General features: G+C 65.5%; 14 protein-coding genes. 6 read left to right on the plus strand and 8 right to left on the minus strand.

Features of this window, described 5'->3' with window-relative positions:
• Nucleotides 1-89: 89 nt before the first annotated feature.
• Nucleotides 90-983, plus strand: a complete 894-nt coding sequence (locus tag ABID59_RS07235; protein ID WP_354082917.1) for a DUF2147 domain-containing protein — start codon at nucleotides 90-92, stop codon at nucleotides 981-983.
• Nucleotides 984-1,048: 65 nt separating this feature from the next.
• On the plus strand, nucleotides 1,049-1,429 hold the full coding sequence (locus tag ABID59_RS07240; protein ID WP_354082918.1) for a hypothetical protein: 381 nt from the start codon (nucleotides 1,049-1,051) through the stop codon (nucleotides 1,427-1,429).
• Here the strand turns inward: ABID59_RS07240 and ABID59_RS07245 are convergent, their stop codons facing one another.
• Nucleotides 1,430-1,834: a (R)-mandelonitrile lyase gene (locus ABID59_RS07245; RefSeq protein ID WP_148749270.1), complete on the minus strand. Its 405-nt coding sequence runs from the start codon at nucleotides 1,832-1,834 to the stop codon at nucleotides 1,430-1,432.
• A gap of 19 nt (nucleotides 1,835-1,853) precedes the next feature.
• Nucleotides 1,854-2,552 carry a ribonuclease activity regulator RraA gene (locus tag ABID59_RS07250; protein WP_354082919.1) on the minus strand — a complete coding sequence of 233 codons (699 nt, stop codon included), beginning with the start codon at nucleotides 2,550-2,552 and terminating at the stop codon, nucleotides 1,854-1,856.
• A 247-nt stretch (nucleotides 2,553-2,799) separates the two neighbouring features.
• On the opposite strand from ABID59_RS07250, the gene pxpB reads away from it, so the two are divergent.
• Genes pxpB through ABID59_RS07265 form a run of 3 tightly spaced genes read left to right on the plus strand, consistent with a single transcriptional unit; the run spans nucleotide 2,800 to nucleotide 5,361 of the window.
• Nucleotides 2,800-3,531 (plus strand): 5-oxoprolinase subunit PxpB, encoded by a 732-nt coding sequence (gene pxpB / locus ABID59_RS07255; protein ID WP_354082920.1) that lies wholly within the window; start codon nucleotides 2,800-2,802, stop codon nucleotides 3,529-3,531.
• Nucleotides 3,528-4,565: a 5-oxoprolinase subunit C family protein gene (locus ABID59_RS07260; protein ID WP_354082921.1), complete on the plus strand. Its 1,038-nt coding sequence runs from the start codon at nucleotides 3,528-3,530 to the stop codon at nucleotides 4,563-4,565. Before pxpB ends, ABID59_RS07260 begins: the two co-directional genes overlap by 4 nt.
• 28 nt (nucleotides 4,566-4,593) lie before the next feature.
• Nucleotides 4,594-5,361: a LamB/YcsF family protein gene (locus ABID59_RS07265; RefSeq protein WP_354082922.1), complete on the plus strand. Its 768-nt coding sequence runs from the start codon at nucleotides 4,594-4,596 to the stop codon at nucleotides 5,359-5,361.
• Between the two features lie 9 nt (nucleotides 5,362-5,370).
• On the opposite strand, the gene ABID59_RS07270 is transcribed toward ABID59_RS07265, so the two are convergent.
• From ABID59_RS07270 to ABID59_RS07295, 6 genes are all read right to left on the minus strand, one after another.
• Nucleotides 5,371-5,523, minus strand: coding sequence for a hypothetical protein (locus ABID59_RS07270; RefSeq protein WP_187434626.1), 153 nt, complete (start codon nucleotides 5,521-5,523; stop codon nucleotides 5,371-5,373).
• A 214-nt stretch (nucleotides 5,524-5,737) separates the two neighbouring features.
• Nucleotides 5,738-7,351, minus strand: a complete 1,614-nt coding sequence (locus ABID59_RS07275) for a sulfite reductase subunit alpha (protein WP_354082923.1) — start codon at nucleotides 7,349-7,351, stop codon at nucleotides 5,738-5,740.
• A complete protein-coding gene (locus tag ABID59_RS07280) occupies nucleotides 7,348-9,144 on the minus strand; it encodes a NirA family protein (protein WP_354082924.1) in 1,797 nt (598 codons plus the stop codon). Before ABID59_RS07280 ends, ABID59_RS07275 begins: the two co-directional genes overlap by 4 nt.
• A gap of 13 nt (nucleotides 9,145-9,157) precedes the next feature.
• Nucleotides 9,158-9,988, minus strand: a complete 831-nt coding sequence (locus ABID59_RS07285) for a formate/nitrite transporter family protein (RefSeq protein ID WP_148749278.1) — start codon at nucleotides 9,986-9,988, stop codon at nucleotides 9,158-9,160.
• A gap of 351 nt (nucleotides 9,989-10,339) precedes the next feature.
• Nucleotides 10,340-11,503, minus strand: coding sequence for a CmpA/NrtA family ABC transporter substrate-binding protein (locus tag ABID59_RS07290; RefSeq protein WP_148749279.1), 1,164 nt, complete (start codon nucleotides 11,501-11,503; stop codon nucleotides 10,340-10,342).
• Nucleotides 11,500-12,090, minus strand: coding sequence for an ANTAR domain-containing response regulator (locus ABID59_RS07295; protein ID WP_148772657.1), 591 nt, complete (start codon nucleotides 12,088-12,090; stop codon nucleotides 11,500-11,502). Before ABID59_RS07295 ends, ABID59_RS07290 begins: the two co-directional genes overlap by 4 nt.
• A 112-nt stretch (nucleotides 12,091-12,202) precedes the next feature.
• Here ABID59_RS07295 and rimO point away from each other — a divergent pair, with 112 nt between their 5' ends.
• The gene (gene rimO / locus ABID59_RS07300) at nucleotides 12,203-13,528 is read left to right on the plus strand and encodes a 30S ribosomal protein S12 methylthiotransferase RimO (RefSeq protein WP_354082925.1); all 1,326 of its coding nucleotides are present in this window, start codon (nucleotides 12,203-12,205) and stop codon (nucleotides 13,526-13,528) included.
• Nucleotides 13,529-13,530 lie beyond the last annotated feature (2 nt).

Consider the following 13,530-nt stretch of genomic DNA (forward strand, 5'->3'; position numbering starts at 1 on the left):
CATACCGAGAAACAGTGATCTAGATCACTTTTCGCGATCGCGCCGGGGCGTAAGCCTCGGTGCGGGGACCACCTGTTCGGGAGATGGAAATGAGGAAGCTGTTGGCCACGGCCGCATTCCTTTTGGCGAGCACCGCTGCGCAGGCGCAGTACACTTTCGAATATGGCGGGCGCACCATCCGCATCGATCCGGACCGCGGCACGGTGCAGATTCCCGGCGTCTACGACAACACCGGTCAAGGCAAGGCCAAGAAGGCCAAGAAGAACGACACGAAGCCAGACCAGCAGGCGCCGCAGCAGGCTAAGGTCGATCCGCAAACACCGGCTGCCCCGGCTCCGGCGCCTGCTCCAATCGTAGCGCCGCCCGCAGTGGAGCAAGCTCCTGCAGCACCTGCCCCCGCAGCCGCGGCACCGCCTCCCGCCGCGCCGCCACCTCCGGCCGCCACGGCAAACAACGCACCGACCGAAGATGCGATGGTGCCGCCGCCTCAACCGGCTCCAAGCGCTGCCCCGGCGGTTGCCGCGGTACCGCCCGCACCGCCTCCGCCGCCGGCTCCGACCGTCGCAGCAGCGCCCGCGCCAACTGCTCCGGCTCCGGCGCCTGCCCCCGCGCCCGTTCAGGCCGCCGCCGTCGCGCCGCCGGTTCCGGCAGCAGCGCCCACGCGCGATCTCAATTCACCGCTCGGCGTCTGGCTTACCGAGGAGAAGGAAGGCAAGGTCCGCATCGAGCAGTGCGGCAATAACCTCTGCGGCTATTCGGTCGACAGCAAATCGAACCAGAACGGCGAACAGGTCCTGATCAACATGAAGCCCGGCAAGGATCAGAACAAGGACCAGAAATGGTCCGGCCGCATCCTCGATCCCAACACCGGCTCGACCTACGACTCGACGATCGCGCTGAAGGGAGGCGACCGCCTGCGCGTGCAGGGCTGTGCCTTCGGCGGCATGTTCTGCGGCGGCCAAACCTGGACGCGTGTGAACTAGGCTCGCACCTCGCGCGCGTGACGGCCCTCACATCGCCGGTTCCGCACCCGTGACAGGATCCCCGCATGGTCAACCCCAAGGGGCGCGTCATGAACGGATTTCGCACAGCACTCTTCGCCACCATTATCGCCATCGTTGTCCCGCTCGCGCAGGCGGATGCCGCGGGCTCGACTTTCGACGGCGCATGGAATGTCCGCATCGCGTCATCGAGCGAGACCTGCGGCAACGGCGCGACCGTCGCGATCGGGATCAACAACGGTCAGATCGCCTCGAGCAGCGCAGCCGTGATGGCGTCCGGCCGCGTCGCGGATGCCGGCGCCATCAACGTCACGCTGAGCACGGGTATCAAGCACGCCGTCGGCTTCGGCCGGCTCAGCGGCACCTCCGGCTCCGGCACCTGGCGCGGCGCCCTGTGCACGGGAACGTGGACCGCTGAGCGGATGTAATCAGCCGACCGCCACGCCGTATTCGGCGTCCGTCACCGGCTCGAGCCACGTCGAGAACACCCCGTCGAGCGCTTCCTGCATGGCGATGTGGCACATGCTGTTGCCTGGCGAGGCGCCGTGCCAGTGCACTTCACCCGGCGGGATCCACACGGTGTCGCCGGGACGGATTTCCTGGACCGGGCCACCCTTGGTCTGGACGCGGCCGACACCCGAAATCACGTAGAGCGTCTGCCCGAGCGGATGATGATGCCAGTTGGTGCGGGCACCCGGCTCGAACGAGACGCGTGAGACGTTCAGCCGCGCCGGCGCAGGCGCCATGTTGATGGGGTCCTGCAGCACGGTGCCGGTGAAGTGTTCCTTGGGCGCGCGGCGGGTCGGTCGCGTGCCTGCGAGCGTGATATCCATTGGGGGTCCTCGTTTCCTGTTACTTCTTGCTGGCGGCGTAGCGCGCCTTGGTCTCGGCGTTCATGGGATAGAGGCCCGGCAGCGCCGCGCCGTTGTTCACCTCGTTGACGATCCAGGCTTCCATCCGCTCCTGCTCGACGCCCTCGTTGAGCACGTGTTCGAGCATCGCCTGCGGGATCAGCACGCAGCCGTCCTGGTCGGCGACCACGATGTCGTTCGGGAACACGGCGACGCCGCCGCAGCCGATCGGCTCACCCCAGCCGACGAAGGTGAGGCCCGCAACCGACGGGGGCGCGGCATAGCCGTCGCACCACACCGGAAGATGGGTGCCGAGCGTGCCCTCGACGTCACGCACGACGCCGTCGGTGACGAGCGCGGTGACGCCGCGCTTCATCATGCGGGCGCAGAGGATGTCGCCGAAGATGCCGGCGTCAGTAATGCCCATGGCGTCGACCACGGCGATGCAGCCTTCCGGCATCGCCTCGATCGCGGTGCGGGTCGAGATCGGTGACGACCAGGATTCCGGCGTCGCCAGATCCTCGCGCGCCGGGACGAAGCGCAGCGTGAAGGCAGGGCCCACCAGGCGCGGCAGGCCCGGGCGCAGCGGACGCGCGCCGCGCATCCACACATTGCGCAGGCCCTTCTTCAGCAGGACCGTGGTGATGGTGGCAGTGGTGATGCCGGCGAGGGTCTTGCGGGCTTCGGGGGACAGCGACATGGAAACAGACGAGCTCCGGATGGACGGGAAAGAACGCGCGCATCTTGCGAGCCGCGCGCCTGCCGTCAAGGCCCAAAGCCCTAACAAGAACGCGGCCCAGCTGGGCTGTTATGCGACGCGATAACAAGGCTTTATCGCGACCCCTTGCATTAATTTATTGGACTTGCGGGCGCATTTACGCGAAGCAGGGTAATGCGGAACTCAAGGCCGAGCCCGCGCTTTTCCAAAGGCCCGATGTCGACATCTCATGGCCGCGACGCTTCCCCCGCCCCGCCTTCTGCCCAGTGGCGACAGCGCCGTCACGGTCGAGTTCAGCCGCACCATTGACGACGCCGCCAACGAGCGCGTGCTCGCGCTGGACAAGGCGCTGCTAGCCACACCCATCGAGGGCATCTCCGAGACCATCCCGACCTATCGCTCGCTGCTGGTGCATTACGATCCCGGCAAGATCGGCTTTGACGCGCTTTGCGCAAAGCTGCTCCCGATCGCTGGCCGGCCGCTGCCGCCGTCGACCAAGGCGCGGCGCTGGCGCATTCCCGTTGCCTATGGCGGCGAGCACGGCATCGACCTCGAGGATGTCGCGAAAGCGCTCAACACCACGCCCGACGACATCGTCGCCCGTCACGCCGGCGGCGACTATCGCGTTGCCATGATCGGCTTCACGCCGGGCTGGTCTTATCTCAGCGGCCTCGATAAATCGCTGCACATGTCGCGGCGGCAGAACCCGCGGCTGTTGACGCCGGCCGGCACGATCTCGATCGGCGGCATCCAGGCCGGAATCCAGTGCCTCGCTGCGCCGAGCGGCTGGCACCTGCTTGGCCGCACGCCGGTCAGAACCTACCAGCTGCACCGGAATCCGACCTTCCTGACCGAACCCGGTGATCGCGTGACGTTTTTTGCCATCGACCACAAGACGTTCGAGGAGCAGGACCGCGCCGCGGAAGCCGGCGAGATCATAGCCGAGCGGGTAGACGCATGAGCCGGCTCATCGTCGCCAGCATTGGACCGGCAAGCTCCGTCCAGGACGGCGGACGCCACGGTGCGCAGCGCTATGGCCTGACGGTCAGCGGCGCGATGGACCGGCTGGCGCTGGCGGCGGCGAACACGCTGGTCGGCAACGAGCCGCTCGCAGCCGCGGTCGAGATCGGCCCGTTCGGCGCCACGTTCACCGCCAAGGACGGAGCCGTGCGCGTCGCCATCGCGGGCGCACCGCGCAACGCCGACATCGCCGGGCGGCCGGTAGCGATGGATACATCCGTCACGCTGAAGGACGGCGAGACACTGACGCTTGGTTTCGCCCGCGGCGGCGCATTCACTTATCTCGCGATCGAAGGCGCCATCAAGGGCGAGCTGGTGTTCGGCAGCCTTGCGGTCAATGCCCGTGCCGGTCTCGGCAGCCCCTACCCGCGCCCGCTCCAGGCCGGCGATGAGTTCACGGTCGATGCCGCAAGCGGCGCGCCGGAATTGCGGATCGAGTTGCCGAAGCCTGTGAGCGGTCCGATCCGCGTCGTGCTGGGGCCACAGGACGACGAGTTCGACGACGCCAACAAGGCCCTGTTCCTCGACAGCGAGTGGAAGATCTCGGCGACCTCCGATCGCATGGGCTACCGGCTCGAAGGTCCCGCGATCAAGCATCTGCACGGCCACAACATCGTCTCCGACGGCACCGTCAATGGCAGCATCCAGGTGCCCGGCAACGGCGCCCCGATCGCGCTGATGATGGATCGCGGCACCTCCGGCGGCTATCCCAAAATCGCAACCGTGATCACGGCCGATGTCGGGCGCCTCGCGCAGACCTCGGCCGGAACGGCGTTCCGCTTCAAGGCCGTCCCCATGGCCGAGGCGCAGGAGGAGGCACGCAAATTTCAACAGCTGATCCGCACCCTGCCCGATCGCCTGCGCTCGTCCGACACGGTCGAGCTGAACATCGAGGCGCTCAGCGATGCCAACGTCGCGGGCTATGCGGTGAGCGCGATGGATGCCGGGACCTGGCAGGTGACGGCCGAGCCTTAGACAACAAGACCAAAGGCGGAGAGCAACCATGAAGACGATCGATCTCAATTGCGACCTCGGCGAAGGTTTTGGCGCGTGGGAGATGGGCAACGACGCCGCCATGATTGAGCTCGCAAGCTCGGTCAACGTCGCCTGCGGCTTCCATGCCGGCGACCCCGACATCATGCGGCGGACCGTTGAGCTCGCGAAAGCGCGCGGTGTCTCGGTCGGCGCTCACCCCGGCTACCGCGACCTGCACGGTTTTGGCCGGCATCCGATCGCCGGCCTGAAGTCATCCGAGATCGAGAACCTCGTCGCCTACCAGATCGGCGCTCTGCAGGCGATCGCGACCGCGGCCGGCCACAAGGTCACCCATGTGAAGGCGCATGGCGCGCTGTCCAACGTCGCCTGCGAGGACGACATGACAGCGAAGGCGATTGCCGCCGGCATCAGGGCGGTCGACCCCAGCCTGATCTTCGTGGTGCTTGCCAACTCGAAGCTGGTGAAGGCCGGCGAAGAGGCCAACCTGCCGATGGTGCACGAGGTGTTCGCCGACCGCGCCTATGAGGACGACGGCAACCTGGTCTCGCGCAAGAAGCCCGGCGCGGTGCTGCACGATGCCAAGGCGATCGCCGATCGCGTGGTGCGCATGGTGCAGGATGGTGCGGTGGTCTCGGTGACGGGCAAGGTCATCAAGATGCGCACGGACACGGTGTGCATTCATGGCGATACGCACGGCGCGGTCGAGATCGCACGGACCTTGCGTCAGTCATTGAAGGATGCGGGCATCGAGGTCGCGCCGTTCAAGCGCGGGTGAGACGCCTCGTTAGAACGGGTGCACCGACAAGGTGCCGAACACGATCGCGGCGATGACGGCGAAGGCGCTGTAGAGCCCGATGTGATGGGCGTTCGCCGCGGTCCGACGCGAGAGCGAGCGCGCGTAGAAGTGCAGCCTGGCTTCCGCCGACAGTTCGCGCATGGTCGATCTCCAACGCCGCATTTGCGGCATTATCAGGGATCGACCCGGGTAGCAGGCAAGACGGCCGCGCAAATAGCGATATCGGTGCTCTGAAGAGCGCATATCGCAGGAACAAATTCTCTTCGCCCGCCGGTTCCAAGAATCTTATTCGTTAAACTCCGAGCCAGCTGGAACCGGCTCGGATGACACGGGAATGACAGCCGGGGAAAAGGGCTTAGTAGACGTCAGCCTGGAAGCGGCCCTTCTTCTTGAGATCGGCGACAAAACTGACGGCCTCATCGGTCGAGCGTGCGCCGAACTGGGCGACGATGTCGACCAGCGCGCGCTCGACATCCTTGGCCATGCGCTTGGCATCGCCGCAGATGTAGAGATGGGCGCCCTCGGCAAGCCACGTCCACACCTCGCGGCCGAGCTCGCGCATGCGATCCTGCACGTAAAACTTCTTCTCACCGTCGCGCGACCAGGCGAGCGACAGGCGCGTCAGAAGGCCTGAGGTCTTCATCGCATTGAGCTCGTCGCGATAGAAGAAATCGCAATCGCTGCGCTGATGGCCGAAGAACAGCCAGTTCTTGCCCTGCGCGCCGGTCGCCTTGCGGTCGAGCAGGAAGGCGCGGAACGGCGCAATGCCGGTGCCGGGGCCGATCATGATGACCGGAATCTTCGGATCCTCCGGCAGGCCGAAACCGTGCGCCTTCTGCACATAGACCTTGAGCTTGTCGCCCTCGTTGATGCGCTCGCCGAGGAAGGTCGAGGCGACGCCGACGCGCTTGCGCTTGCCGATGACATAACGCACGGAATCGACCGTCAGCGACAGCTTTCCGGGCGTCGCATTGTGCGACGACGAGATCGAGTAGAGCCGCGGCTGCAGCGGCTCCAGCGCCTCGACGAAGGCTTCCGGATGCGGCCGCGTGCCCGAGAATTTCTGCAGCGCGGCCATCACGTCGAGCGTTGCCGCATCGCCATCGGGATCCTCGCCCTGCGCCAGCGCTCGCGCCTTCTCGCGCTGCGCACCGCCGGTGATGAAGGAGAGCAGCTCGAACAGCTTGTCCGGCGCCGGCGACAGCGAGACGTCCTCGACCAGCGCCTCGCGCAGCGTCTTGTTGTTGACCTTGGTGGTGTGGGACGCCCCGAGCAGCGCGATGATCTGGTCGACGAGACCGAGATCGTTGCGCGCGAACACGCCAAAGCTGTCGCCCACGACGTAGTCGAGCTTGCTCTCGGAGAGATCGAACTCGACGTGATAGGTCTCCTTCTCCGAAGCGCCCTTGTTGAGCAGGTGCCGCGACAGGAAGGTCGCTTCAGCCGGATTTTCGCGGGCGCGGCCGAGCGCGGCCTTCACCTCCGGTGCAGCCGGTGCACTCGCGGCCGCAGCCGCCCCTGCCGCAGGCTTTGCGGCCGGCGCCTTGTCGACCTCCTCGAAAAGCTGCTTGAGCATCCGCGCCGTCTCCTTGCCGCCGGGGGCGCAGAGGTTGAGGCGCGCTTCGCTCTTGTTGGCGATCGAGTCCGAATAGTCGGCGCAATTGTAGCCGCACTGACCGCAATCCTGCTGCGCCATCGCCGCCATCATGCGGCGGCGGAGCGGACGTCCTTCCGCGAGCTTCATGCGGTCGGCGATCGCCATCGCCGGATCGTGCCAGGGCGCCTCCCCGTCATCGCCGTCGCCTTGCGGGCCGAGCATGACCCCGTTCTCGATCGGCGACAGCGCCGTCGAGCCGTCGAGGCCGAGCATGCCGACGAGAAACCCGTTGAGCCACAGCCGCTGGCCCTCGCTGAACGGGGCATTGGCCGGAATGATCTCGATCGTGGGAGGCAGGGCCATCTGGGTCATGCTGCGACTTCCGCTTCGGCCAGTTTGCGCAAGGCTTCGCCGTCATGGCGACGGGAAAAGGTCAGGAACGTCTCTTCCGGCGAGGCGCGGTTGGCGAGGTAGGCCTTGAGCAGGCTCTCGACGATCTTCGGAGCATCCTCGGCCTTCACGTTTTGAAACACCTCCTGCCCGATATCGGCATCGGGACCGAACCCGCCGCCGGTGAAGAGGTGATAACCCTCGACCGTGTCCTCTTCGCTCGCGCCCGGCACCTTGGCCGCAATCAGGCCGATGTCGGAGATATAGTGCTGCGCGCAGGAGTGATGACAGCCGGTCAGATGGATGTTGAGCGGCGTATCGAGATTGACGCGCTCGTCACACCAGTCGCCGATCGCGGCGGCATGACGCTTGGTGTCGGAGGCCGCGAACTTGCACCCGGCGTTGCCGGTGCAGGCGATCAGGCCGGCGCGGACGTTTGAGACTTCAGTGGCGAGGCCGAGCTTCTCGACCGCGGCGGTGACGAGCGTGACATTCTCGTCGCGCACGCCCGAGATCAGCAAGTTCTGCCAGACCGTGAGGCGGATATCGCCGTCGCCGAGATCCTGCGAAATCTTCGCGAGGCCGCGCATCTGCTCGCAGGTGAGCTTGCCGACCGGCAGCGCGACGCCGACCCAGTTGAGCCCGGCCCGCTTCTGCTTGTGCACGCCGATATGGGCCATGCGGTCGGACAAGGGGCGCGGCAGAAGCGCCTCGGCCGGCACGCGTGCGAAAGGCTTCTTCAGCCGCTCCTCGACCAGCTTGAGGAAGCCGTCGTGCCCCATATTGTCCAGCACGTATTTCAGCCGCGCCTTGTTGCGGTTGGTGCGGTCTCCATGCTCGATGAAGACGCGCACGATGGCGTCGGCAACAGCGGTCGCGTCCTCAGGACGAACGACGATGCCCGAATATTTCGCAAAATCCTTGTGACCGGTGATGCCGCCAAGGCCGAGCTTGAACCAGATTCCGGGTTCGACGCCAAAGCCGTCCTTCACCTCGACCGCAGTGAAAGCGATGTCGTTGGTCTCCTCCAGCGCGGCGATCTTGCCGGCACCGTCGAAGGCAACGTTGAACTTACGCGGCAGGCCAAACAGCGAGCGGTCGTTGAGGATGTGGTAGTGCCATTCGCGTGCGTAGGGGCGCGTGTCGAGCAGCTCCTGCGGATCGATGCCGGCCGTCGGCGTGCCCGTGACGTTGCGGATGTTGTCGGCGCCAGCGCCGCGCGAGCACAGGCCAATGTCCTGGACGCCCTCGATCAGCGCCACCGCGTTCTTCGGCTCGATCTCGCGGATCTGGAAGTTGGCGCGCGTCGTAACGTGGGTGTAACCGCCGCCACAGCTTTCCGCGATGTCGGCGAGGCCCGACATCTGCCAGTGCTTCAAAATGCCGTTGGGAATGCGCAGCCGGGCCATGTAGGAGGTCTGCGCCGGCGCGACCCAGAAGATGCCGTAATAGCGCCAGCGGAAATTGTCCGCCGGCGTCGGGTTGGCGTTGTTGCGCGCCTGGTCCTTCAAGCGATCATAGGCATCGAACGGATGCAGCTCGCGCTTGAACTTCTCCTGGTCGGCGAGCTTCTTGCCCGCCGCCGTGAGCTTGTCCTGCGCCTTGATCGCCGCAGCGTCCGGCCCCATCGGCTCCGAGGGAGCGTTGGCCGCAGGCGCGCCGCCGGCTGCAAAGGCGCGCCCGACACGTCCGACCTGCATGCCGGACATGAAACCTTCGAGATAGCGCTTTTGCTCGTCGGAGAAATCGGCCGTGGGTGCTGTATCGAATTTCATGGGCTGAATAGACCTACTCTGCTGCCTGGACCGCGACCTGCGCGACGTCGGCCGTGGGCTTGGCGGGCTTGTACGTGGCGTAGAGCGCAAGGCCGGTGAAGACGAAGCCGCCGACGAGATTGCCGAGCGTCACCGGGATCTGATTCCACAGCCACCAGTCGGAGAGGCTGACCTTGGCGCCCAGCAGCATGCCGGTCGGGATGACGAACATGTTGACGACGGCGTGCTCGAAGCCGAGCGCGAAGAACAGGAAGATCGGCAGCCAGGTCGCCGCGATCTTGCCGACCGTGGAGGTCGAGGTCATCGCCATGACGACGCCGAGGCAAACCAGCCAGTTGCAGAGGATCGCCTTGACGAAGACGGAGACCATGCCCGCGGTGCCGATCGCGGCATTGCCGATGGTCTTGGCTTCGGCCACCGCAACGATCCGGGCGGCGACGCCAGCGACCTCGACCTTGCCCATGTTAGTGAGCGAGATCGCGATCAACACGCCGAAAGCGAGGCTGCCGAGCAGATTGGCGATGAAGACCCAGGACCAGTTGGAGATCACCGCATTCCAGCTCGCCTTGCCCTCGAGGCGCGCCAGCGGAATGATGGCGAAGCTGCCGGTGACGAGCTCGAGGCCGAGCAGAACGATCATCACGAGGCTGACGGGAAAGATCAGCGCGCCGACGAGAGGCTGGCCGGTGGTGAGAGCGCCGCTGAAGGCGAGCGTGGTGGCGGCGCCGAGCAGCGCACCGGAAATCGCGCCGCGGATCATGATGTCGCGCGGGGCCAGCGCCAGCTTCTTCAGGCTGGCATCGACCATCGAGGCCACAACGTCGGAGGGTTTCGCGTAATCCATATCGAAGCTCCAGCTTGCCGCGCGAAAGGCGGCGTCAACGGGTTGAACGGACGTCGATCGCTGGGAGGCGGTTGGAGGCGCATAAGCGCCCAGCCGGAACCCGGAACGATCCGATCAGCTTCGTTGCTGCGGAAATCCACCATGGACTGGAGCCGCCGGCGCCCACGCCGGACGGCTTGGGTTCTCCCTATTCAAGGAGTGTGCCAACGCAACATAAACGGCAAAGCCGTATACGATCAGTAGTTTAGGATTGTGTGCAGTGCATGAAGTGGACCGCAATTCATGCCACTTCGGGCAGCAATGGCCCAAAGATTAAGCTTCGAATCGATGTGATTAAGAAATGAGCAGGCCTTATGGAGCCCGTCTCCCGACCTCGAACGAGGACAGATAGCCGCCGAGATCGGCGGGATCGAAGGCCGGTCCGGCGAAGGCCCTGAACGGCGTGCTAGCCTGACCGTCTCCGCTGTGGCCCAAGGCAGCATCGTAGAGATCCGGCCGGAACACGGCCATGGCGGTCTTGAGCGCCTCAGCGCTCAGCGCCGTCTGCCCCCAGCGCACCATCTGCGCATAGAGCCAGGCAGCCTGGACCGGCTCTGGGCGCCCTGCCCCTTCGCGCCCGACCAGCAGGTAGCGAGCACTTTCACGGAACGTACCGTCGGGCGAAATCTTCAGCCGCCCCGTGAGCGTGCGCTGGATGACTTCGGCATCGACGCCGATCCGTTCAGGCTGCGCCAGGATATGCGATGTCTCGGCGAGGTTTGCGGTCTCCTCGATGAATTCGGTCCCCTTCACCGCCGCGCGCACCAGCGCCGCGACCACGTCCGGATGCTTGTCGGCCCAGATCTGGCGCACCGCCAGCACCTTCTCCGCGGCACGCACCAGGATATCGGAAACGAAATGCAGGATGTGGCCGATGCCGAGATCGACGGCGACCGAATTCCAGGGCGCGCCGACGCAGAAGGCATCGACATGACCGTTGGCGAGGCTGTCGACCATGTAGGGCGGCGGCAGCACCACCAGACGCACGTCCTCATCGGGATCGACGCCGGCCGCCGCCATCCAGAACCGCAGTTGGTAATTGTGGGTCGAGAACGGAAAGGTCATGCCGAAGGTCAGCGGGTCGGCACCCGCCTTGCGCCGCTTGGCCACCACCTTCGCCAGTGCTTTCGCGGTCGCGAGCGGATCGAAACGATCGCCGTCGATCTCCTCCATCAGCGCGGCAAGGAGTGCCGGCGACACCGTGATCGCATTGCCGTTGATGCCGAGACTGAAGGGCGCCACGATCGGCACCTTGACGTGGCCGAGCCCGAGCGAGGACGCGATCGCCACGGGCGCGAGCAGATGCGCGGCGTCGAACAGGCCGATGTTGAGCTTGTCGCGGACGTTGGACCAGGACACCTCGCGCACCAGCTCGACCTCGAGACCCTCGGCGGCGGCAAAGCCCTTGTCCACGGCGATGATCAGGGCGGCGGCATCGACCAGCGGGATGAACCCGATGCGGAGGGTCGCGGTCATTTCAGCATCTCCGACGCGGTGATGATCGACTGCGCGATCTCGCCGATCTTCTTCTTCTCGCGCATGGCGGTGGAACGCAGCAGCACGTAGGCCTCGTCCTCGGTGAGCCCCTTGACCTTCATCAGGATGCCCTTGGCCTTCTCGATGATCTTGCGGTCCTCGAGCTGCGACTTGGTCCGCTCCAGCTCCTCCTGGAGTTTTGCGAAAGCGTTGAAGCGCGACACGCAGAGGTCGAGGATCGGCTTGATGCGCTCCTTCTTCAACCCGTCGACGATGTAGGCGGACACCCCTGCCTCCACGGAGGCCTGGATCGAGGATGAATCGCTCTGGTCGACGAACATCGCGATCGGCCGCCGCACGGCGCGGCTGACCTGGAACATCGCCTCCAGCACGTCGCGGCTGGGGTTTTCCAGATCGATCAGGATGATGTCGGGGTCAACGGCGTAGATACGCGCAAGAAGGCTCTGCATCTCGCGGATATGGACGATTTGCGTGAATCCGGCCTCCCGCAATCCTTCCTCGAGGATCGCGGCCCGGATCGGGCTCTCGTCGACAATCACGATTTTAGGCGACTGTTCGGCGCTCATAGCTCACTCGCAACCCGGCGATTCATCCATAGCATGCCGAACGGCGATGCAAAGGGTTGTAATTATGAGCAATTGGGATTAGCTCAAGCCCGTCAATCAGGCAGATTTGGATATGGATCAGACGGCTGCGCCCAAGGTCAGCTTCGTGTCGCTCGGGTGTCCCAAGGCATTGGTGGATTCCGAGCGCATCATCACGCGCCTGCGCGCCGAGGGCTATGAGCTCGCCCGCAAGCATGACGGCGCCGACATCGTCATCGTCAACACCTGTGGCTTCCTCGACAGCGCCAAGCAGGAATCGCTCTCGGCGATCGGCGAGGCCATGGCCGAGAACGGCAAGGTGATCGTGACAGGCTGCATGGGCGCCGAGCCCGAGCAGATCGAGGAGGCCTATCCCGGCGTGCTCTCCATCACCGGCCCGCAGCAATATGAGAGCGTGCTCGACGCCGTCCATCGCGCGCTGCCGCCGGCGCATAATCCGCATCTCGACCTGGTGCCGCCGCAGGGCATCAAGCTGACGCCGCGGCACTATGCGTATTTGAAGATCTCCGAAGGCTGCAACAACCGCTGCACGTTCTGCATCATCCCGAAACTGCGCGGCGATCTGGTCTCGCGTCCGGCCAATGACGTGCTGCGCGAGGCTGAGCGCCTGGTCGGCGCCGGCGTCAAGGAGCTGCTGGTGATCTCGCAGGACACCTCGGCCTACGGCGTCGACCTCAAATATGCAGAGAGCCCGTGGAAGGATCGCCAGGTCCGCGCAAGATTCCTCGACCTCGCCCGCGAGCTCGGCGAACTCGGCGCCTGGGTCCGGCTGCAATATGTCTACCCCTACCCGCATGTCGACGAGGTCATCGCGCTGATGAACGAGGGCAAGGTGCTGCCCTATCTCGACATCCCGTTCCAGCATGCAAGTCCCGAGGTGCTGAAGGCGATGAAGCGCCCCGCTGCACAGGACAAGACGCTGGCGCGCATCAAGCGCTGGCGCGAGGAATGCCCCGATCTCGCGCTGCGCTCGACCTTCATCGTCGGCTTCCCCGGCGAGACCGATGCCGACTTCGCCTATCTGCTCGACTGGCTCGATGAAGCCGAGATCGATCGCCTCGGCTGCTTCAAATACGAGCCGGTTGCGGGCGCGACGTCGAACGCGCTCGAAGGTGCTGTGCCCGCCGAGATCAAGCAGGAGCGCTACAACGCGCTGATGGCGCGCCAGCAGAAGATCTCGGCGCGCAGGCTGAAGCGCAAGGTCGGCACGCGCCAGCAGATCATCATCGACGAGGTCGGCCCCACCGTCGCCAAGGGTCGCTCCAAGGCCGATGCGCCGGAGATCGACGGCGCGGTGTATCTGACGAGCCGCCGCCCCTTGCGCGTCGGCGAGATCGTCACCGCGAAGATCGAGCGCGCCGACCAGTACGACCTGCACGGCAGCGTCGCGGGATTCTGAGG

Source organism: Bradyrhizobium sp. S3.3.6 (assembly GCF_040546905.1).
GTDB classification, from domain to species: Bacteria; Pseudomonadota; Alphaproteobacteria; order Rhizobiales; family Xanthobacteraceae; genus Bradyrhizobium; species Bradyrhizobium cytisi.